The following is a 22091-nucleotide window of genomic DNA, read 5'->3' on the forward strand; positions in this document are numbered from 1 at the left end:
TGATGACTCGACCAATGGCATATTATTATCAAACGGCTGGAAGTATTAACGAGCCGCTACCCGTTATGGGGCCGCCTTTGCCTGCTGGCCCTGGACAAATTGTTTATGATGTCCATGCAATGGGCAATCCATTTTTGTGGTGGTTTGGTGTTGCTGCAATTTTATTTTTAATCGGAATGCTGGTGTCCCAAGCCTTAATTCCTTGGGTAAAGGAAAAGCGTTTTTCTGTGCCTGCAACTCTTAGCGTCGATACTTGGATTGCCTTGTATTTAGTAATAAATTATACTGCTAATTTATTACCTTGGGTAAAGGTGACGAGGTGCGTTTTTATTTACCATTATATGTGTGCAGTGGTATTTGTATTTTTAGCGATCGCTTGGTTTGTCGATCAGTGTCTTCGCAGTTATTATCAACAACTCCGTGCAGTAGGCGTCACCATTACTTTTATAATCTTAATTGCTTTTATTTTCTGGATGCCCGTTTATTTAGGTTTACCCCTCTCCCATGACGGCTATTGGCTGCGGATGTGGTTTAAATCTTGGATTTAACTCAGATAAAGCAGGGCAAATACATCAACGCGCTTAACTCCGCTTCCTGTAGGGTATAACAAAGGACAAATGACTAACCACAAGCTTCACCTAAAAATTCCTAAACTAATTTTTATACTTAACACAGCTACATATATATAGATTTTTTTAATCACATGATTTTCACATTTCTTATCTGTATCTCAGTTTGGTCGCTGTTACACTTTTAAAGCGCAAGCAGATTCAGAAAAAGGCTGCAAAACGCAATATAAGGGCATAAAAAATTAGATACTAAGTAAAAATGATGAATTAAAATTACGGAAATTTTTACACTAATCATTTTAAGTGATTATAGATACTCTAGTTTTGATGCTCCCGAACCGCACCAGGAGGATCGTTATGGAAATGAACATACAATTGCCAGGTATTAATCTAATTAGCTTGAAAGAAGCACCGATTCATATTTCTAGTCAAATTCAGCCTCATGGTGTTCTGTTGGTGTTGGAGGAGCCAGAGCTAAAAATATTACAAGTTAGTACTAATACATTAAAAATTTTGGGAATTCCTCCCGAAAATATGTTGCAAAAAAAACTCGAAGATTTACTCGATTCGTTCCAAATAGAAAGAATTAAAAAAGGACTATCTGAGGAAAATCTGGATTTTATCAATCCGACGAAGGTTTGGGTAAGAAAAAAAGGTGATGACTATATAGTATTTGATGCAGTTTTTCACCGGAATCTAGAAGGATTTTTGATTCTGGAATTAGAACCTGCCATTACTCAAGAAAATATTCCATTTTTAAGCTTTTATCATCTAGCTAGAGCCTCAATTAACCAACTAGAAAAAACAGCAAGTCTCCATGATTTTTGTCAAATTATCGTTAAAGAAGTCAGGAAACTAACGGAATTTGACAGGGTAATGTTATATAAATTTGATGATGATGGTCATGGTTGTGTTGTTGCTGAAGAAAAATTAGAAAGCTTAGAGCCATACTTGGGACTGCACTATCCAGAGTCGGATATTCCCAAACCAGCGAGAAAGCTATTTGCTTCCAATTCCATCAGAATTATCCCGGATGCTTATTCAGAGCCAGTAAAACTTTTTCCGGTGAATAACCCGATTAGCGATCGCCCCGTTAATTTAACTAACTCTATTCTCAGAAGTGCTGCTAGCTGTCATCTAGAGTACTTACATAATATGAATGTTGGTGCTTCGCTGACTATCTCATTAATTAAAGACCAAAAACTCTGGGGACTAATTGCTTGTCATCATCAGTCACCAAAATATGTTTCTTACGAATTGCGTAAGGCTTGCGAGTTTTTAGGACGAGTCATATTCACAGAAATTTCAGCCAGAGAAGAAACAGAAGATTACTATCACCGGATAAATTTGACACATCTTCAATCAGTCTTGATTGAATACATGTCCCAAGAAGAAAACTTCATTGATGGTTTAGTTAAAAACCCCCAAAATTTTCTAGATTTAGCCAGTGCCCAAGGTGCAGCCGTATGTTTTGGCGGCAATTGCAGGGTAGTTGGTGAAACTCCTAAAGAAGAAGAACTGAATTTCTTAGTTCAATGGCTGAAAAATAATGTTGAGCAAGAAGTATTTTATACGGATTCTCTGCCGCAGATTTATCCAGATGCCGAAACATTTAAAAATGTCGCCAGCGGTTTGTTAGCTATTCCCATCGCCAAGCGCAATTATGTTTTGTGGTTCCGACCTGAAGTAATTCAAACCGTAAATTGGGGTGGCGATCCCAATAAAGCATTTGAAGTCAACCAATCAGAAGGAAATGTGCGTCTGTGTCCGCGCAAATCATTTGAACTGTGGAAAGAAACCGTTCGCTTAACTTCTTTACCTTGGAAAGAAGTAGAAATCAAAGCAGCGCTAGAATTGCGAAAAGCAATTGTGAATATTGTGCTGCGTCAAGCCGATGAACTCGCCCAGTTAGCGCAAGATTTAGAACGTTCCAATGCCGAATTGAAAAAATTTGCCTACGTCGCCTCCCATGACTTGCAAGAACCACTCAATCAAGTCGTGAATTACGTGCAATTATTAGAAATGCGCTATTCCGAAGAACTCGACGAGGATGCCCAGGAATTTATCAGCTATGCTGTACAGGGAGTTAGCCTGATGCAGACATTGATTGATGATGTGCTGGCATACTCAAAAGTCGATATGCAAGCGATCGCATTTCAAATGAACGAGGTAGAAACACCCTTAAATCGCGCTTTGGGTCATTTGCGTCAACGCATTCAGGAAACTGGGGCTACCATTACCCACGACCCCTTGCCAATAGTTATGGCTGACAGCACCCAACTGATGCAGCTATTCCAGAACCTCATCGGTAACGCCATTAAATTCCACAGTACCCAGCCACCACAAATCCATGTGGGAGCAGAAAGAATAGAAGATGCGTGGTTATTCTCAGTGCGGGATAACGGAATTGGTATCGACCCACAATTTAGCGATCGCATTTTCGTCATCTTTCAGCGGCTACATACACGTGATGAATATACTGGTACAGGTATGGGTTTAGCCATATGTAAGAAGATTGTCGAATGCCATCGGGGACGGATCTGGGTAGAGTCAGAACTGGGTAAAGGCGCAACCTTCTACTTCACGATTCCAGTTGGAGGACGCGAACTTGAGCGTAGAAACGGGAGAAAAACACAAAACCATCTTTTTGGTCGAGGACAATAAAGCCGACATTCGCTTAATTCAAGAAGCATTGAAAAATAGTTCGGTGCCACACGAGGTGGTAACGGTCAGGGATGGCATAGATGCTATGGCTTATTTACGCCAAGAAGGCGAATATGCCAACGCACCCCGCCCTGACCTTATCTTGCTCGATTTGAACTTGCCCAAAAAAGATGGTCGAGAAGTCCTGGCGGAAATTAAAGCCGACCCAGTACTAAAACGTATTCCAGTTGTTGTATTAACAACCTCAAAAAATGAAGATGATATTTATCATAGCTACGATTTGCATGTGAATTGCTACATTACTAAATCCCGCAACCTCAACCAGCTATTCCAAATCGTCAAGAGTATTGAAGACTTTTGGCTTTCTACTGTGACGCTACCATCGGATTGAGGGGAGTGGGGACTTGGGAGATGGCTTCGCAAAGGGAAAAGGGTAAAGGTTAAAGGGAGATCTTTCCTTTCCCCCTTCCCCTTTCCCCCTTCCCCTTTGCCCCATGCCCAATGCCCATTTACAAGATAGAGGAGCAATAGGGGGTGAAACCCGAAGATTATGGTTGTGAGCTACTCAGTAAAAATCTTGTTAATTGAGGATAACCTCGCTTCTGCTAGGTTGTTACAAGAGTTTCTCATGCAAGCCCAGTTGCAAGAGTTCACTTTGGTTCATGTGAAGCGATTGGGGGAAGCACTCCAGGAACTAAGTCAGTCTAATTATGATGTTATTTTGTTAGATTTAACTCTACCCGACAGCCAAGGATTATCATCTTTGCCTCCTCTGATTGGTCAAGCCCCAAGTACACCAATTGTTGTACTAACTAATACAAATGATGAACAACTAGCAATTGAGGCAGTACGCCAAGGGGCACAAGATTATTTAGTCAAGCGACAGGTAAATGTAGATGTGTTGGTACGATCGCTGCGTTATGCGATCGAGCGCAAGCAGGTATTAGAATCATTACGCACGGTTAATGAGACGTTACAAAGCCGGGTTGAAGAACGAACTGCTGAACTGGTGAAAGCTAAAGAAATCAATCAGTTCAAATCTGAATTTGTGTCGATGCTCTCCCATGACATCCGTAATCCCCTGAATACTATTCTTTTGGCTGCTGGATTACTAGAAAGTCACGACGAAAGATTGACCAAGGAGAAAAAACTCAACCATTTAGAGTTGATTCGCTCAGCAATCAAAAATATGGCGCAGCTATTAGATGAAGTCTCATTGATTGGTAGAGCTGATTCTGGTAGACTGCTGTGTGATTTAATTTCTCTGGATTTGGAAGCTTTTTGTCGCCAACTCATCAATGAAGTTCAATTAGCTGCTAGCCAGAAGCATCTTAGTTTGGTGTTCGGCAGTTTTGGCCAATTAGGCCAAGGACTATGGGATGAAAGTCTGCTGCGGCACATTTTAGGGAATTTACTTAGCAATGCTATTAAGTATTCATTACCAGGTAGTATGGTGCGCTTTGAACTAATTGGCCAGGAAAAAGCGGTAATTTTCCGAATTCAAGACTGGGGAATTGGCATTCCTGAAGAAAACCAAAAGCGACTGTTTGAGCCTTTCCATCGTGCAGATAATGTGGGAAGTATTCCTGGCACCGGCTTAGGGCTAGCGATCGCCAAAAAGTGTGTAGAAGCACACGGAGGCGAGATTGTAGTCAATAGTCAAGTTGGAGTAGGTACAACCTTTACTGTCACCTTGCCTTTACTAAAAGTTTAAGCTGTTATGGCAGGGAATAGGCAATAGGCAACAGGGTGAAAGTCTATTGGGGTCTGGATTTTAAGTCGCTTTATTTCTTAAACTTAATTTTGAATTTTGTTAGCGTAGCTAAGCCGTGTCCGCGAGCGTCATTTTGAATTTTGAATTTTGAATTGGAGCGTTCGCCCAGCGTCTCGTAGAGAAGCGACTTGACTCGTCTCCCCTAGTTTTCCCCGATTGTTATTTAATCTAAAAATATAAACTTATGGAAAACCACTTATACAGTAAGCCTTAAGTAGGGTAGGTAGGATAAGCGGCGGCTTCCGTCGATTATAACTGTCGTTGCATTAGGCTTAAGCCTAATGCACCCTACAAAAACTATATTTTTACTTAGAAATAACGTCTAAAAGTTGAAATCAAACCTATCAAGAATATTATGTTCAGATATTAGTTATGATTACCACAAACATTGTACTCCACCCCTTAATTCTCTCCCCGGCTTAGGGGTATTTTTTTATACATTTTGTCCTTGCTAAGGGCAGGGTGCGCGATCGCGCGGCTGGGTGTTTCGGAATTCATAGCAGTTGGAGCATAAAACCCAGATTAGAAGAGACTTTCAAGCCTGTTGTCTGAGGTATCCAGCCATGGCTTCTTTTTTCTATGTTCACAATTAATTCATTGATCTTTACAAAAACTTTATTAAACTTTAGCGGCTGTTTTCGGAATTTATAAATACGATTTGTAGGTTAATTTATCCCTAAAAAAGGAATAATCCCAAAGTCACTGTAAAAAATATCACTTTCCAAAATTAATTTTCTTGCATAAAATAAAAAGCGACTTGTGATAAGTATTACAGATACGACTAAAAATTAGCTTTTGCGATATCTATAGTCATTTCTACTTAAATTTAGAGATAACTGCCTAAATATGCATTGAACATAAGACATTTGTTTGTCAAAAATCAAGTGATTTTACCTATATGGCTGACTCTGAAACGAAAGTTCAAACAAAGTATACAGATGTAAATAGCGGTAAGTATCTAACATCATTTCAGCGAAAATTATTGCTAGTGAATTTACAGAAAAGTTTGCTGGAGTCTTACCGACAACGCATTGAAATTATGTTGTTGGCAGATGAGGGAAAAACTCAAACCCAGATTTGTCAAATTTTGGGGTGTTGTCCAGCAACAGCAAGACATTGGACGCACATAGCGAAGACAGGAATGGCGCATCAATGGCAAGATTGCCCCATTGGTCGCCCGAAGGCAATAAATGACGAGTATTTAGAACGTTTGCAAGAACTGATGAGAAATAGTCCGCGAGATTATGGCTATTCTTTTCGGCGGTGGACAGCAAACTGGCTAGCCAAACATTTGGCAAAAGAATTTGGGATTGAATTAAGCGATCGCCATCTGAAGCGACTGCTCAAACAAATGGGGTTATCCACACGGCCAAAAGCAAACAACACCGAAGCCAGCAGCAACGAGCAGACTCAAGGTAACAAAATTTTGATTGGTGACCTCAAATCGGTAACTAATGCGGAAGATTCCGAATTATTACCTATTAACTTTGCAAAATTAGCAAAAGATTCAAATAATGGCGCACAACATATCCAATCAGTTGCTTTCTCTTGAACAACTCAACAATATTCTGGGGCATTCTCTTTCTAAAGAAGAATTTGAACGATATCTGCCACAATTTAAAGAAAGCAACCCCAAAGTCGGCAAATTTTGGCAAGGGACTGACGTTGAACCAGGTGTATATATTGCGATCGCTGGCAAGGTAAGATTGCTTGATAGCGCCGACGAATTAATCGCTACTTTAGAGCCGGGAGACTCATTCGGGGAATTTACCTTATTCCCAGATACACAATTTCAACCTTATGCTGCCAGAGCCTCAGTAAATTTACAACTGTGTTTTATTCCGGGTGAGGTGCTGGGGTCATTGATGGCTAAGTATCCTCAGATTCGAGAGCATTTATGGGCTAGGGCACTATCTCGCAATCCCGAACAGGTGGAATTAGGCAATACTGCCAACAATGTTGAGACAAATGCAGATTCTGAAACAGATGTTTTGTCGCAACCAGCCGATGTGCCCCAGGGAAAGAAAATTAGCAAAGCCTATTTTCCCAATCCCACTCAGCAAGTCGGGCATTTATGGCAGCGAGTGACACGGCGCTATCCGTTTTTTGCTCAACAGAGTGGATCTGACTGCGGTGCAGCTTGTTTGGTGATGGTGTCTCGCTATTGGGGGAAACGCTTTAGTGTCAATCGCTTGCGAGATATCGCCAATGTCGATCGCAATGGCGCATCTTTGCGCGGGTTATTGGTAGCAGCCGAAAGCTTGGGCTTTGCCACACGACCGGTAAAAGCTGGTTTGAAGCAATTAGCGAAGCAAAGCTTACCAGCCATTGTTCACTGGGAAGGCAAGCATTACATTGTCGTCTACGAAGTTACCGCCAAACATGTGATTGTAGCCGATCCGGCCATCGGCCAACGCACCCTCAGTCACGCCGAATTTAAAGCCAACTGGACAGGTTACACATTGCTGCTGCAACCGACAGCCATGCTCAAAGAGACTCAAGAGAGTTCTACACCTTTTTGGCAGTTCTTTGAGTTGATGAAGCCTCATTCTTTGGTAATGCTGGAGGTATTTATTGCCTCAATATTTATTCAGATATTTGGACTGATTACTCCCTTATTCACCCAGCTAATTTTAGACCGCGTAGTAGTGCAGCGATCGGAACTCACCTTAACAGCTGTGGGAATAGGATTGCTGATGTTTAACCTGTTTCGGGTGGCAATGACAGGGTTGCGCCAATATCTCCTAGACCACACAGCCAATCGGATAGACTTAGCACTAATTGTCGGGTTTATTCGCCATACCCTACGCCTACCTTTAAATTTCTTCGAGTCACGTTATGTGGGAGATATTATCTCTCGCGTCCAAGAAAACCGCAAAATTCAACGCTTTCTTTCTGGTGAAGCATTATCAATCCTGCTAGATTTACTCACCGTCTTTATCTATGTGGGATTAATGTTTTGGTACAGTTGGAAAATGGCGTTGCTGTCATTATTAATTATCCCACCTTTTGCTTTACTGGCTTTAGTTGCCACACCTTTTTTACAAAAAATTTCGCGGGAAATATTTAACGCTGTTGCCAAAGAAAGTAGTTACCTAATTGAAGCTCTAACTGGTGTCAGGACAGTCAAAGCAACAGCAGTAGAACAAACAGTGCGTTGGCATTGGGAAGAGTTATTAAATAAAGAAGTAAAAACTAATTTTTCTGGACAGGTTATTAATAATCGTTTACAAATTTTCAGTAACACAATTCAAGCACTGATGACTACTGGTTTGCTGTGGTTTGGGGCATACCAAGTGATCCACAACCAATTAACTATTGGGCAACTAGTGGCATTTAATATGCTATTGGGTAATATTATTTCGCCCTTTCAACGCTTAACTGTCTTGTGGAATCAGTTTCAGGAAGTCGTGATAGCAATGGAACGTATTAATGATGTATTAGATGCAGAGCCAGAAGAAGATTTACATCACCAGCCACGACAAAATTTACCAAAAATTAAAGGCAATATTCGTTTTGACAAAGTAACATTTCGCTATCACTCAGATAGTGATATCAATATTTTAGAGAATCTCAGCTTTGAAATTAAACCAGGGCAAATGGTGGCACTCGTAGGACGTAGTGGTTCTGGAAAAACTACCATTTCTAAGTTGGTTTTAGGATTGTATCCTCCAACAGATGGCAAAATTTTGATTGATGGACAAGATATTACCAGCATTTCTTTAAGTTCCTTACGTCAGCAAGTTGGGGTAGTTGACCAAGATACCTTTTTGTTTGGCGGCACAATTCGAGAAAATATTAGCTTAGGACATCCTGGGGCAAGTTTAGAAGAGGTAATCCAGGCTGGAAAACTAGCAGGTGCTGACGAATTTATTAAAAAATTACCAATGGGGTATGAAACCCAAATTGGTGAAGGCGGGGGATTATTGTCTGGTGGACAAAGACAAAGAATAGCTATTGCTAGAGCTTTATTAGGTAATCCTCAGTTATTAGTTTTAGATGAAGCAACTTCTCATCTAGATACCGAATCAGAGAGGATTATCCAGCAGAACTTTAACACAATTCTTAGAGGAAGAACTACTTTAGTAATTGCCCATCGTCTTTCTACAATCCGCAATGCCGATTTGATTTTAGTGCTAGACCGAGGAGTGTTAATTGAGAGTGGAAATCATGAAGAATTGATGTCCAAAAAAGGACATTATTTCTATCTAAATCAACAGCAGTTACAGGTGGCAGCATGAACTATAGAAACAGATAATTTATCATTAATTAATGATTTCTAATTTATCAACATTGAAAAATATATTTCAAACATAATTATGCCAAATACTATATTGAATGGGCGAGTGACTAACTCAGTACCAGAAGAAATATTTGAGCAGGAAATTTTAGATTCACAAATTCCAGCCAATCAAACTGATGATTGGTCTGAAATTACCAAGGAATCACTTGATAGCTTTCCACAGGTTTGGACAAGAGGATTGCTATATTTTTTAGCTATATTTGTGTCTATAATTTTACCTTGGGCAATGCTATTTCAGGTTGATGAAACTGGCACAGCTAGAGGACGAACTGAGCCTAAAGAAAAGACAATTAAGCTCGATGCTGCTGTGGCCGGAACTGTTGCTCAAATTCGAGTCAAGGAAGGTGATACAGTAAAACCTGGACAGACTTTATTGGTATTAGAATCGGAACTAGTCAAATCAGATTTACAGCAGGCACAGGATAAATTAGAGGGACAATTAAATCGACTTGCTCAGTTAAATGCATCTAAAAGTCAATTATTTGTGTCTTTAGCAACTCAACAGCAACAAAATCAATCTCAACAGTTAGAGAAGCAGACCCAAATCGCTCAAGCAAGCCAAAATCTTGATGCTCTGAAAAATGCCTATCAATTACAAAAAGAAGAAAAATTAGCTCAGGTTAATCAAGTACAGAAAACTCTTGAACATAGCCATACTAATAGTAAATTGGCTGAGAGTAGTTTGAGAAGTACTCAGCGAGAAGTTGAACGCTATAGGAAACTCAAACAAGAAGGAGTTGTTCCAGAAATTAATGTTGTAGAAAAGGAAGATATAGCTAAAGACAAACAAAAATTATATGAACAAACTAAGTCAGATATTGAACAAGCTAAATTAACATTGGCGGAACAAAAAAGTAGTTACGAGCGGAGTATTCGCCAAACTGATGCGGATATTGAACAAGCTAAATTACGATTAAAAGAACAAGAAAGGAGTTATGAAACTTTGACTCGTTCTGGTCAGCTAGCTGTGCTAAAAATTGCAGAACAGCAGAAAAGTTTAGAAACTGATATTACTTCATTACAATCGGAGATTGCTCAAAATAAAAGACAAATTTTAGCATTAAGATTTCAGTTAGGACAACGAGAAATCAGAGCTACTAGTAGTGGCATAGTATTTCATCTGCCGATTGAAAAAGCTGGTTCTGTTGTCCAGCCTGGAACAATGGTGGCGGAAATTGCATCGCTCAATTCGCCTTTAATAATTCGCGCACAAATGGCAACCACAGAAAGTGGTTCTTTGCAGACAGGATTACCAGTGAAACTGAAATTTGATGCTTATCCTTTTCAAGATTATGGAGTGATATCAGGGGAATTAATCAAAATTTCTCCTACTACTACAGAGATAGATACTCCTAATGGAAAAGTGGCAGCTTATAACTTAGATATTGCCCTAAAACAGAATTGTATCCCTTCTGCAAATAAGTGTATTCCCTTGCGTCCTGGAGATACAGCAACAGCTGAAGTGATTGTGCGCCAGCGCCGAATTATTGATTTTCTACTAGATCCATTTAAAAAGTTACAACAGGGAGATGTGAAATTGTAAACCAATTATTATAATTGCACCTTTTTTCAGTTGCATATGTAGGCTTGAAGAAGAATACATAATTCAGATCCAATCACTTATTCTTTCTTGTGAAATTTTAATTATTTTATTTAGGAGAATCTCATGCCACAAACGATTACAATTACTAACGAAGATATTCTTAATCAGGTGAAATTATCCTGTAAAATTCCTGAAATAATTGAAGATATTATTACTCTTCAAATTATCAAAAATGCAGTAGATAAAGCAGGCATAAAAGTAGAAACCGAAGAACTTCAGCAAACAGCAGACCAAATACGATTAGCTCAAAAACTCAATAATGCTGATGATACTTGGGCGTGGTTAAAAAAACATAGTTTATCTCTCGATAATTTTGAAGAATTAGTCTACAACACTGTTATCTCCGGAAAATTAGCCGCTCATCTGTTTGGAGATAAAGTTGAACAATATTTCTTTGAACATCAACTAGATTATGCTACGGTGTTGCTCTATGAAGTTGTTTTAGATGATGAAGATTTGTCGCTAGAACTATTTTATGCTATCCAGGAAGGTGAAGTTAGCTTTTATGAGGTTGCTCACAAATATATTGAAGATAAAGAATTACGCCGAAAATTAGGTTATCGAGGGAAATTGTATCGTAAAGATTTAAAGCCAGAAATTTCTGCTGCGGTCTTTGCTGCTAAACCTCCTCAACTTCTCAAACCCATAGTTACTTCTAAGGGAATACATTTAATATTAGTTGAGGAAATCATTCAACCAGAGCTAGATAATAAGCTATCCCGTCAAATTCTGACAGATTTATTTACTGCTTGGTTGAAGTTACAAATAGAGAAATTTGAATTTCTCCCTGTTCTGACTTCAGAAAAATAAGCCTTAGAAAATATCCAATTAATCTTTGTGGGGTGGGCATTTTGCCCACCCCACAAAGTTGGATAATTTATTTGTTGGACTTTACTTTATCAGTGACCTTGTAGAACTGGCATACTCATAAATAAATAGACTGATGTTTACAGCTATTAGGACTAGAAAACCAGCCAATCCTGTAACACCAACTGTTAAATCATTACCTCCTTTGATTGCTAATATAGAGAGTCCAGCTGTAGCATTCAATGTTCCATGTAAAATAGAAGTAGCAATTACAGATTGCGACTTGAGTCTGATATAGCTAAAAATTGGTGATAACAATAGGGTAAAAATTGTCATCATCAAAACACCTAATAACGGGTGTTGAGGATAGTTATGTCCTTGGATAATTATTGGGGCGTGCCATATTCCCCAAATCAAACCGATAATAAATGATGACTTCCAGAACCCTAGATAATTAAGTTCTTTTTGCAGCAACCCTCTCCAACCTAATTCTTCACCAAAACCTGCAACAGCATTGATGGTTGCACCTGCAATTAAACCCTGTATTAAGCTAATCCAAATCAAGGGAATTGGCAAAGCTGCTATTTGAGTTTGTACTTGCTGCAATTTTTCTGGAGAGAGTACTGTTTTTAATTGTGCAAATAGCCCTGCCATTTCTGGAGAATATTCAACTCCAGGAAAAAGTAGACTAACTGCAAAGGTCATAAATGCTATAGTTGGTGCCAATAACCATGCTACCAAAAACCACCAATTGAACTTAAAAGAAATACCAAATGGTTTTTGCAATGGTTCGTGGTAAATTAACTTCTGGATAACTACAGCAACGAGCATTGGAATAAACATATAAGCTGTAGTTACAATCAGCGAACCAGGTACGGCCCATTTACCACCTAAAGCTAGGTACAGAATGACTAATAAATAATTAAAGAAAAAAGTTAGACCGAGAAAGAGCCAAACTTTTTTGAAATGTCTTTTCATAAACTCACCAATATACCTGAGTTTGAGGTAATTATGTTTAGATTGATGATGTATTGACATAGCTTGATTATTACATTCTATAGATATTTCGTCTAAGAGGTTGTTTGAAAAGTGGTTGGTTGTGATTGTAGGCACTTGATTGATCCCCCCTAACCCCCCTTAAAAAGGGGGGAACCAGAATCAAAGTCCCTCTTTTTAAGAGTAGCTACTGCGATCTTGGGGGTTTCCCCGATGAGCAAGTGGCGTGGATTTAGGGAGATCTAGAACGTTTTGCTATCGACAAGAGGAATTTTCAAACATCCTCTAAAAGTTCCTGGATAATAAATATAAATATCCAAGAAACTTGTGTAATTTCTAATTATTTTTAGCTGTTGCTAAACTGTGAGAATCAGAGTGAATTTGACTCTTTAACCATGTTTGCAGAAGAAATTCTAGTACTTGCTCTTTGACTTCTCTGAACTCATGAGAAAACCACTTTTCGACTTTGAGAATGTGATAACCCAACTTAGTTTGAATTGGACCAATTACATCGCCATCTTTTGCTTCTGTAATAGCTTGTCCTAGTTCTGGCAGTAGTTCTGAAACAAAACGAATACCCACAAAGCCGCCATTCTCTTTGGATTGTTTACCCTTTGAGTATTGTAGTGCCAAACTACAGAAGGCAGCCTTATCTTCTTGCAGTGCTTGGACTATTCTCAAAGCTTCTGTCAAATCGAGTACGAGAATTTGAGATAAAGCAACGCGTTTAAAAATATAAGGATCGACTAGATATTGAGTATCTATAGTTGAGCCAAATAAACGTTCTTTTAACTTTTGTTTCAGCAGTGCGACTCTAATACTTTCAGACCATTCTTCTACTTGTAAACGCTGCTGTGCTAGCCATGACAAAGTTTCTGAAGCTGTTAATAATTTATGATCTTGGCGAAAGGTATCTCCTGCGGCTTGCAATTCATCTTCAGAAACTGTAATTTCTAGCTGTTCGCAGAGACGTAAAATCAAGACTTCTTGTTCAGCATCAGCAGCAACAGCACCAATTTTATATGAATGGCGTAGGTGGTCTAATATTTGTTCATTTGTTGCGAGTGAAATTTCTGGGAGTTTTAGTGTTGCTAAAAGGTTTTCGCCGCTAGATATTCTTGGTGTAGCTACATTTTCTGTCATAATTATTAACCTCGGTAAATTAATCTATCTGTAGGAATATTTTGGTTTTGGAAACGATGGCGATGTAAATCACCATAAAGGTTGAGATAATCTATTTCTTCCGTGGTGAGTTTACCTTTTTGAATGCCTGCGATCGCTGCGTCTATATGTTCCCGCTTTTCTGAACCCATCAGGCAGACATCTACACAGTTTTGGCTCAAAGAATAACGGTATAAATCGGGAACTGAAGGCTGCCAACATCCTTCTGGCAAACCAGCAGGAGGATGCCAAAGGGGCCCGTGCATTCCCGCAGACTTAAACGTGACAACACCTGATCGCTGTGGATCTTCCGCTTCCAAATTGTTGAATACTGATTTTTGAGCAGTACGATGAGCGACATTATGTCTAACCATCGCCACATCTATTAAAGAATTATTCAGCCATTTGTTAGCTAAATCCAGGTCGTGAAAAGAAGCGCCAATATAACGAACAGCCCCCATTTTTTTGAGACGTTCGGAAACGCCAAACATTCTTTCTACAATCCGTTCGTAGATGCTGCCGGCACCTCTAAGATCGTTAGATCTGTCTAAGCATTTCTCAAACATTGGCTCATCAGTAGTGCCAATCCAGCCCCAAAAGAAGACATCAATATAGTCCATTCTTAGGTCTACAAATTGGTCGATGATGGCTGCCATTGCCGCATCTGGATTTTTGATATAACTCACCGTTGCCAAAACTACTTTTTCTCGCACTGATGAGCCACGACCGCATAATTTCCGCAGTCCCTCAGACATGTGGCTGTAGAGATAGTGGTGCAAATCGCTAGAGTAAAAAAAGAAGTTAATCCCTTGGTCGAAGGCATAAAGAGTATCTTCACTAGAGATTTTACCTCCACCTCCTAATCCTAGAGCGCTAACAGTTAAATCAGTTCGTCCTAGTTTGCGGTAAAATGGCAAATCTGCTTCAGGAAATTTATTATTGAAATTAACTTCGTTGGAAGTTGCTACTTTTGGCGGCGCAAGGTCGAGTATTTGCATTAGTTCAACGGTGTGTAGATGTCTTCAGAGTTGGCATTAAGATAAGAACGGTGTAATTCAATTCCCAGAAGAGAAAAGTTTTCGAGAATAGCTTTTATCCGTTCTTTAGGAGAGTTATTTCCCTGTTGCCTAGCTTGTAACAATCCATTAGCAATAATTTGACAGCGGTTGATACCAAAACTTTCTTGGGCTGCAAATCTCTGGTTTGGTTCTTCTGCCAAACTTAGCCCTGGCATCAGAAATTTTGTGAATAATGGAACTTCTGGATTAAAGTGCAATCGCTTTTCTGTATAAACACTTTGTAAAATTGGTCGGACTGCTTCGTAGTAGCTTTTCTCAAAGTAAAGTACTGCTGAGTCATAGCGACCGTAGTCCGCAGGATTGTATAGTGCTTTAAATGTGAAAGGAATATTAATTTCGTTGAGTTGCTGGGTTAGGCTACCCATGACTGCAACTGCACCGTCAGGACTCAAATTAAAGTAAATGCGTACAGTTTGTGGCTGATGATTTGGATTACCGATAGTTTGGGGACCAGCATTGCCAACTGCCAAATAAAATCCATTTTGAACTCGATTTTTAGGCAGTCGAATCGTAACTAAATCGCCTACTACCGCAGATTGTTCGGCTGGTTGTAAGTGATAATCACGTTTAATGTATAAATTTAAACCGCCCTTTGCGACCATTAAGGTATCATCATTGACTTGTTTCACTACAGACCAATTAGCGTCAAAGTAGCCCTCTCCAGTATTGCTGTTGTGTAAGCGATCGTAAAACGCCAAGTCTACCCCTAAGAAGGAGTTATTTTCTAAATCTTGGTGTAATTGCAAGTTAGATGAATCTCCATCAAGCGCCAGAGTCGTTTGTAGAGAACCGTTGTAATAAATTCCGTAGAGAAAACTACGCAGTTGCAAATTCGAGTATTTATTTTGAACATCCTGAGACATCTTTTTGAAACGAACTATCACCTCTTCTGGCAGATCTAAAGGCTTGTAATTTGGGTGACGAATGCAAAAATCAGACTCGATTTCAACGTTATTAACGATGTCTTCTAAAGCATCCCACAGTCGTCGGTCTGCTTCTAAAAATTGATTTTCGGTAAATTCTAATAATTCAGTACTCATTGAATAAGTTAGTTAATAAATAGACAGGATTTACTCTTGTTTAGGAGTAACAGTGCTTTAATTAGCACTGTTAATAATGCTGGGAAAAACTATTATACAACTTCCAATATTACAAAGTAAAAGTAATTGTAATTGTTATAGTGATAGTTAGTGTTATTCCGAGCAATCCTCCATTAACGTTATTTAATTCTTCAGCATTTAATTCATTGAGAAAGCTTTCAGAATCTTGAAAAAGTTCAGAACCAGCGGGACTTAAGTCGTGCAGTTTGATATTAGCCATGATGAGTTAATCTCTTAATTGAGTGATGAACCTATATCTTGTCAAACAGCCTGAAACTGAGCAAGAGTGATTGTAATCGTGATTGTAATCGTGATAGTGATTGAGAATAATCCTCCATTGACGTGGTTTATTTCTTCAGTATTTAATTCATTGAGAAAGCTTTCAGAATCTTGAAATAGTTCGGAACCAGCGGGACTTAAGTCATGCAATTTGATATTAGCCATGATGAGTTAATCTCCTAATTGAGTAACTTTCAATAAATGATGAACTTTTTAGTTCATGTCTAAATCTTGGCATACTGTTTTGAGTAAAACAACAAAAAAACAATGCTTTTTCGGGCACAACTAAAACCTTTATGTCATGTTTTCTTTTTCTGAATTATCCTATCGAACCTAAAAAATATGCCTTAAGACAATCTGTCATCTAAGCAGAACTAAAACCTTACCAAGTTATCTGTTTAAACATAGAAATACAAAAAAAGACAGTTCCGCCAAGCAGAACTGTCTTTGAGGCAAAACTAAAAAATTACGCAGCCACAATAATAGTAAAAGTCAAAGGGAAAGTCCAAGTCAAAGTCGGAGTCAAAGGCAAAGTAATTGATATAATGCCACCACGTGTTCCTAGTTCTGCATCTGTGAGTTCATTGAGAAAGCTTTCAGAATCTTGAAATAGTTCTGAACCAGCCGGACTTAAGTTATTGATTTTGATATTAGCCATGATTTTTCATCCTCGAGTATTGTGTGAATTATCTACAAAAGATTACAAAAGGATAGTCCAAGACACAGGCCAGCAATAAGTGAATGATTGTGTTCTAAAACCTCCTTGTACTCCCAATTCTGCATCTGTTAGCTCATTGAGAAAGCTTTCAGAATCTTGAAATAGTTCGGAACCAACGGGATTTAAGTCATGAATTTTGATAGTAGCCATCAGTTTTTATCCTCAAAAAATAATGTGTGAATTATGAACAAAAAAAAAGACAGTTCTACTAAGCAGGACTGTCTTTTAAGCAAAACTAAAAAATTACCAAGTCCAAGTCCAAGTCCAAGTAACTGTCACAGTAACAGTGACTGATGCGATTCTCAGACCACCATTTACTCCCAGTTCTTCATCTGTTAACTCATTGAGAAAGCTTTCAGAATCTTGAAACAGTTCGGAACCAGCGGGGCTTAAGTCGTGAATTTTGATAGTAGCCATACGTTTTCATCCTCAAAAAATAATGTGTGAATTATGAACAAAAAAGACAGTTTTACTAAATATGACTGTCTTTTAAGCAAAACTAAAAAATTATAAAGCCCAAGTCCAAGTCCAAGAGTAAGTAACTGTTACAGTAACACTAATACTCACTGATGCTAATGCTCGACCGCCATGTACTCCCAGTTCTGCATCTGTTAGCTCATTGAGGAAGCTTTCAGAATCATGAAATAGTTCGGAACCAGCAGGACTTAAGTCGTGAATTTTGATAGTAGCCATGAAATCTCTCCTAGTTGAATAAAGTAAATTGACTGATGAACTTTTTAGTTCATGCCTAAATCTTGGCATAGGAATTAATAGATGAACTAGGATAAGCAAGTAGTTTTTATTCCTTTAATACACCTTTTTTGTCATCTTTGGTTTTTTCTAATTGGCTAATTAAATAAATCAGATGCTTTACATTTTTACATGCAACACAACTATAAATATTTTGAATCAATGCAATATATAGGACTAGTATTTGATTTTTGCAATTACTCGTAGAGGCAGAGAACAGGCAATAGGCAATATTAGAAGTGTACGGATTTTTTTTAGAAATCAAACCGAATTTCTATATTTCCTGAGTGTTACAGAAGGTTAATCTTTTCTGAGTAATAAAAATAAGGTATAAAAAATGGTGAAATAACATGACTGTCATTTCACCTAAACTGCAAGGATTTTAATACTCAAAAGCTTATTTTAGGGATAACGTAATTTACTAGTTATCTCCTGAAAATTGCTAATACCAATTCTGTATGAAGATGCGCCAAACTATATAAGGAACGAACCGCTAAGGGCGCAAAGGACACAAAGAAAGAAGGAAGGAAGGAAGCCAAGACAATTTGGCGCAGCCTCACAAAGAAATGGTATAAGAGATAATCATTATATTTCCAATTAATTTCACAATTACCAAATTTAGAAACCAAACTGCTTTGAGCTAGCAACTTGGGTTAGATAATACTTCAGTACGAGAGGTACTGAGGCGGGTTAGTTCTGCTGCTGTCGTACCAAAAACGGTAGGAATAGATTGCTCTGGGCGGCACAACAAACTTTTAGCAACCTGAAGCATAGAAATACCCATATTGCCGAAAGATTTTTGATACTGAATTATGGACTGAATTGCTTGAATTAATGCCAAACCAGAAAATTGCACAACTCGCTGAATAAAATCAGGATAGTGAACCAAAATTTCTGGAAAAGACTCCAAATAAGCGCTAGTCAGAGCATAAATAGAAGGTTGTAGGGATTCGAGGGGAGTAGTAGCTAAGCGCAGAGATTCATCGATAGTCATCTCTTTACTAACAATTAAGCTATTGAGCCAAATTTGGAGATAACTGGCAATAATTGTCCCAAGATCGAAAGCTGGATCTCCCCAAGACGATCGCTCCCAATCAATCAGTCGCACAATACCGTTTCCTGATACTTCAGCTTGAGGGAATGAGTGCTCCCAATCCTGATGCAATAGAACATTGTTGAGCTTCAGGTCATTGTGCGTCAGGCATCGGGGTCTAAAAGCTGTACTCAGTTCTCTGAGTGCTTGTCCCAAGCTATCATATCGCTGATAGAGGGCGAAAAATTTCAATCCATCAGCAGGTACTAAACCAAAAATTTCTGGGCCGATATGCTCCAATTTCCGAATTAAAAGCAATACCAGATCGGATTTGATATTATCAGAATTTTGAGAGAAGAAATCCTGATATTTTTGGCAATTGAAGGTCTCACGATGGATTGTTGCTATACAACTACCAATAGCTGCTGCTACTGTTGGAGGGAATATATTCCCCTTCATATAGAAATCGTTTAAATCCCGATAATTATCTAGGTATTTAAAGACAATAATCGAATGTTCTCTATCAAAATAGAGTACTTCGGGCAAAAATGGTTTTGTGTAATTCAGTTCGGAAAAATTTTGTAATAATTCTTGAATTCGCCACTCATCTAAAAACTCACCTGCTGTTTTTCCATCGCGATCGTGCCGTTCTTGCTTCACAAGAAGCTTACCACCGTCTGACAGGCTGAGTAATAAGTTAAAGTTTTTAGCAGGTACAACTTCAATATTCGTGAGAGATTGCTCTGATTGAGTCAATAAGTCACGTTCAACTAAATAATCAAAAACATTGTTGGAGTTCAATATAAATGTCATACGCTATCAAATATGAGTACTAAGCTTAAACAGGGCTATTTTTAGTAAAAGAAATCTTTTGTCTTCTACGATTTTAGACAAAATGAAGATTGTAGACTCTATTGTTAAAACTTTTGCTTCGACACAACTAAAACTTTTATGTCCCATTGAAGAGAACAAGACGAAGGGGAGAAAAACTCACCTTGCCAATGCTTTAAGGCAACAGACAAGTGTAAATAGCTGTCTCTATTCAAGCCAGAAGCGATCGCAGCTATGCAAATTTTGAGCAGCAACTAAAACATTTATGCCCTGAAAACTTTTTTGTCTAGAGATTGTGCTGTTATTCTTCTTGATTCCCTGCCTCTCGCCTGACAAACAAAGCCCGATAAACAGGTTCACCCTTGTTTTGAGTATATATTTCTCGTTCTGTGGCAACTGGTAGCGGGTTTTCAGTTAGCCATTCTTCTGTACCAACTTTCTGATAAGCTGGGTGAGCAGCAAAGCGATCGCGCATTTGGTCAGCGATAAATTCCATATCTGATTGCAGAAATACAACCCCCCCAACCGCAAGATAATTAGCTAATTCTGCTACTAGTTCTGGTTGGACTACACGACGTTTGGCATGGCGGGTTTTAAACCAAGGATCGGGAAATTGAATTGTTACCCGCTGTAAACTTCCTGGAGGCAGGGAAGATAAAAGCGATTCTAAGGAATTATTCACATTGCAAAATAAGTAATGCAGATTTGTTAAACCCAACTTAGAACGTAACTTATTAGCCTCCACCACCAGCGGTTCCCGAATTTCTAAGCCCAAAAAATTCCAGTTTGGTTCTATCTTGGCCATATTCAACAAAAAGAGTCCTTTAGCACAGCCAATATCTAAATGTAGAGATTGATTTGGCTTTGCATAAACGTTTTCCCAGTCAAGAGGATTTACTGGTGTTTGATACTTTTGGGCAAGCGGGTTAACATGTTGGCGGACTCGGACTGCTGCCAAAATTACTCTCCTTATTGGTAATTCGTAATTTGTAATTCGTAATTTTTAGTAATCAAATTTTTCTCATTTTTGCTGATTCAATGCATCTCATAACTTTTGAAGTCAATTGTTACTATAGCGTGTAATCGATGCTCAATGTATACAAATGTTAAGTCGGCGGACTCCTGAGCAGGAATATAGAGTAAGGGTTATACTTTTTGGAAAAGACTTGTTTTAGCTCCTCCTTTTAACATTTTCCTAAATCGATGACTCTCAATTTTCGCTTTGCGATCGTCAGTGACTTACACCTGGCACTTCCCCACACAATCTGGAATCATCCTAGTCGATTTCATTTGGTGGAAGTCAGTATTTCAGCGTTTGAAAGTGTACTAGAACATTTGACACAACTCGACTTAGATTTCCTGTTGTTGCCAGGAGATTTAACCCAGCATGGCGAACCTGAAAATCACGCTTGGTTGCAACAGCGCTTAGCCCAGCTACCTTTTCCCGTCTATGTTGTTCCTGGTAATCATGATGTTCCTGTACTTTTAGCCGATCAACAATCAATTGCTTTTGCAGATTTTCCCTACTATTACACTAAGTGTGGCTATGAAGATCCACGCCAGATTTACTACATTCGTGAGTTGCTACCTGGAGTGAAGCTGATTGGATTGAATTCTAACTTTTTTAATGACCAAGGTGAGCAGGTGGGATGTTTGGATATCAAACAGCTACGTTGGTTAGAAGAAGTGCTGGCGGCATCTGGTGATGAATTAATTTTGGTAATGGTGCATCATAATGTGGTTGAGCATTTGCCCAATCAATCGCGTCACCCACTGGCAAATCGCTATATGCTGGCGAATTCAGCACAATTGTTGCAGTTACTCAGCCGCTACGGAGTCAAACTAGTGTTTACTGGACATTTGCACGTTCAGGATGTTGCTTATTCACAAGGGGTATATGATATTACCACCGGTTCTTTAGTGAGCTATCCTCATCCTTATCGGGTGCTAGAATTTCGTCGGGATAGCCAAGGTAGAGAATGGTTGCAAATTTTATCCCATAGAGTAGAGTCAGTACCTGACTTTCCGAATTTGCAGCAGTCATCACGGCAGTGGATGGGCGATCGCTCTTTCCCATTTTTAATCAAACTACTAACTAACTCTCCATTAAACTTACCATTATCGCAGGCAAAAGAATTAGCTCCTGGTTTGCGTGACTTCTGGGCGACTATTGCCGATGGTGATGCCGTGTTAGACTACCCCCATTTTCCCCAAGAAGTGCGCCACTACATTCAAACTTATGGTGCATCACAGCCCAACTCAAGCATCGCCAGCAGTCAAACTCTGACTTTGATTGATAATAACAGCACACTTTTGCTGAATTAAGCAATTTTAGATTTTAGATTGGGCATGGGGCATGGGGCATGGGGCATGGGGCATGGGGCATGGGGCATGGGGCATCAGGGGAAAATCTCCTCTAGTTCG

The 22091-nt window shown here is 39.0% G+C and carries 20 protein-coding genes and 1 pseudogene; 9 read left to right on the plus strand and 12 right to left on the minus strand.

What is annotated here, in order from left to right:
- The 8 genes and pseudogenes from ACM0OY_RS19225 to ACM0OY_RS19260 form a co-directional block, all read left to right on the plus strand.
- Nucleotides 1-548 (plus strand): annotated as a pseudogene (locus tag ACM0OY_RS19225) (dolichyl-phosphate-mannose--protein O-mannosyl transferase); the annotation flags it as partial.
- Nucleotides 549-926: 378 nt separating this feature from the next.
- Complete coding sequence (locus ACM0OY_RS19230) at nucleotides 927-3233, plus strand: ATP-binding protein (protein ID WP_414570452.1); 2307 nt, start codon at nucleotides 927-929, stop codon at nucleotides 3231-3233.
- Nucleotides 3178-3624 (plus strand): response regulator, encoded by a 447-nt coding sequence (locus ACM0OY_RS19235; RefSeq protein WP_096537481.1) that lies wholly within the window; start codon nucleotides 3178-3180, stop codon nucleotides 3622-3624. Before ACM0OY_RS19230 ends, ACM0OY_RS19235 begins: the two co-directional genes overlap by 56 nt.
- A gap of 159 nt (nucleotides 3625-3783) precedes the next feature.
- Nucleotides 3784-4947 (plus strand): ATP-binding protein, encoded by a 1164-nt coding sequence (locus ACM0OY_RS19240; RefSeq protein ID WP_414570453.1) that lies wholly within the window; start codon nucleotides 3784-3786, stop codon nucleotides 4945-4947.
- Nucleotides 4948-5905: 958 nt separating this feature from the next.
- Entirely contained in the window at nucleotides 5906-6559 is a 654-nt protein-coding gene (locus ACM0OY_RS19245; protein WP_414570454.1) for a helix-turn-helix domain-containing protein, read from the plus strand.
- Nucleotides 6522-9248 (plus strand): peptidase domain-containing ABC transporter, encoded by a 2727-nt coding sequence (locus tag ACM0OY_RS19250; RefSeq protein WP_414570455.1) that lies wholly within the window; start codon nucleotides 6522-6524, stop codon nucleotides 9246-9248. Before ACM0OY_RS19245 ends, ACM0OY_RS19250 begins: the two co-directional genes overlap by 38 nt.
- Nucleotides 9249-9326: 78 nt before the next feature.
- Nucleotides 9327-10853 (plus strand): HlyD family efflux transporter periplasmic adaptor subunit, encoded by a 1527-nt coding sequence (locus ACM0OY_RS19255; protein ID WP_414570456.1) that lies wholly within the window; start codon nucleotides 9327-9329, stop codon nucleotides 10851-10853.
- Between the two features lie 123 nt (nucleotides 10854-10976).
- Complete coding sequence (locus tag ACM0OY_RS19260; protein ID WP_414570457.1) at nucleotides 10977-11723, plus strand: peptidylprolyl isomerase; 747 nt, start codon at nucleotides 10977-10979, stop codon at nucleotides 11721-11723.
- A gap of 81 nt (nucleotides 11724-11804) precedes the next feature.
- Here ACM0OY_RS19260 and ACM0OY_RS19265 read toward each other — a convergent pair whose 3' ends face one another.
- The 12 genes from ACM0OY_RS19265 to trmB form a co-directional block, all read right to left on the minus strand.
- Nucleotides 11805-12833, minus strand: coding sequence for a CPBP family intramembrane glutamic endopeptidase (locus ACM0OY_RS19265; RefSeq protein WP_414570458.1), 1029 nt, complete (start codon nucleotides 12831-12833; stop codon nucleotides 11805-11807).
- 219 nt (nucleotides 12834-13052) lie between these two features.
- A complete protein-coding gene (locus tag ACM0OY_RS19270; RefSeq protein ID WP_414570459.1) occupies nucleotides 13053-13859 on the minus strand; it encodes a peptidylprolyl isomerase in 807 nt (268 codons plus the stop codon).
- Between the two features lie 5 nt (nucleotides 13860-13864).
- Nucleotides 13865-14875 (minus strand): aldo/keto reductase, encoded by a 1011-nt coding sequence (locus tag ACM0OY_RS19275; protein WP_414570460.1) that lies wholly within the window; start codon nucleotides 14873-14875, stop codon nucleotides 13865-13867.
- Nucleotides 14875-15996 carry a T3SS effector HopA1 family protein gene (locus ACM0OY_RS19280; RefSeq protein ID WP_414570461.1) on the minus strand — a complete coding sequence of 374 codons (1122 nt, stop codon included), beginning with the start codon at nucleotides 15994-15996 and terminating at the stop codon, nucleotides 14875-14877. The genes ACM0OY_RS19275 and ACM0OY_RS19280 overlap by 1 nt, the downstream gene beginning before the upstream one ends.
- 109 nt (nucleotides 15997-16105) lie before the next feature.
- On the minus strand, nucleotides 16106-16276 hold the full coding sequence (locus tag ACM0OY_RS19285; RefSeq protein WP_190953382.1) for a bacteriocin: 171 nt from the start codon (nucleotides 16274-16276) through the stop codon (nucleotides 16106-16108).
- Between the two features lie 41 nt (nucleotides 16277-16317).
- Entirely contained in the window at nucleotides 16318-16500 is a 183-nt protein-coding gene (locus ACM0OY_RS19290) for a hypothetical protein (RefSeq protein ID WP_414570462.1), read from the minus strand.
- A 301-nt stretch (nucleotides 16501-16801) separates the two neighbouring features.
- Nucleotides 16802-16993: a hypothetical protein gene (locus tag ACM0OY_RS19295; protein WP_414570463.1), complete on the minus strand. Its 192-nt coding sequence runs from the start codon at nucleotides 16991-16993 to the stop codon at nucleotides 16802-16804.
- Nucleotides 16994-17035: 42 nt separating this feature from the next.
- Nucleotides 17036-17203 (minus strand): hypothetical protein, encoded by a 168-nt coding sequence (locus tag ACM0OY_RS19300; RefSeq protein ID WP_414570464.1) that lies wholly within the window; start codon nucleotides 17201-17203, stop codon nucleotides 17036-17038.
- Between the two features lie 93 nt (nucleotides 17204-17296).
- Nucleotides 17297-17470 carry a hypothetical protein gene (locus ACM0OY_RS19305; RefSeq protein ID WP_414570465.1) on the minus strand — a complete coding sequence of 58 codons (174 nt, stop codon included), beginning with the start codon at nucleotides 17468-17470 and terminating at the stop codon, nucleotides 17297-17299.
- A 90-nt stretch (nucleotides 17471-17560) separates the two neighbouring features.
- Nucleotides 17561-17746, minus strand: a complete 186-nt coding sequence (locus ACM0OY_RS19310) for a hypothetical protein (RefSeq protein WP_414570466.1) — start codon at nucleotides 17744-17746, stop codon at nucleotides 17561-17563.
- Nucleotides 17747-18443: 697 nt separating this feature from the next.
- A complete protein-coding gene (locus ACM0OY_RS19315; RefSeq protein WP_414570467.1) occupies nucleotides 18444-19649 on the minus strand; it encodes a phosphotransferase family protein in 1206 nt (401 codons plus the stop codon).
- 319 nt (nucleotides 19650-19968) lie between these two features.
- The gene (trmB, locus tag ACM0OY_RS19320; RefSeq protein ID WP_414570468.1) at nucleotides 19969-20625 is read right to left on the minus strand and encodes a tRNA (guanosine(46)-N7)-methyltransferase TrmB; all 657 of its coding nucleotides are present in this window, start codon (nucleotides 20623-20625) and stop codon (nucleotides 19969-19971) included.
- A gap of 245 nt (nucleotides 20626-20870) precedes the next feature.
- Between trmB and ACM0OY_RS19325 the strand changes: the two genes are divergently transcribed.
- A complete protein-coding gene (locus tag ACM0OY_RS19325; protein WP_414570469.1) occupies nucleotides 20871-21992 on the plus strand; it encodes a metallophosphoesterase family protein in 1122 nt (373 codons plus the stop codon).
- The last annotated feature ends 99 nt before the right edge of the window (nucleotides 21993-22091 follow it).

Origin of the sequence: Nostoc sp. CCY 9925 (assembly GCF_963920935.1) — a bacterium.
Taxonomy (GTDB): Bacteria; Cyanobacteriota; Cyanobacteriia; order Cyanobacteriales; family Nostocaceae; genus Nostoc.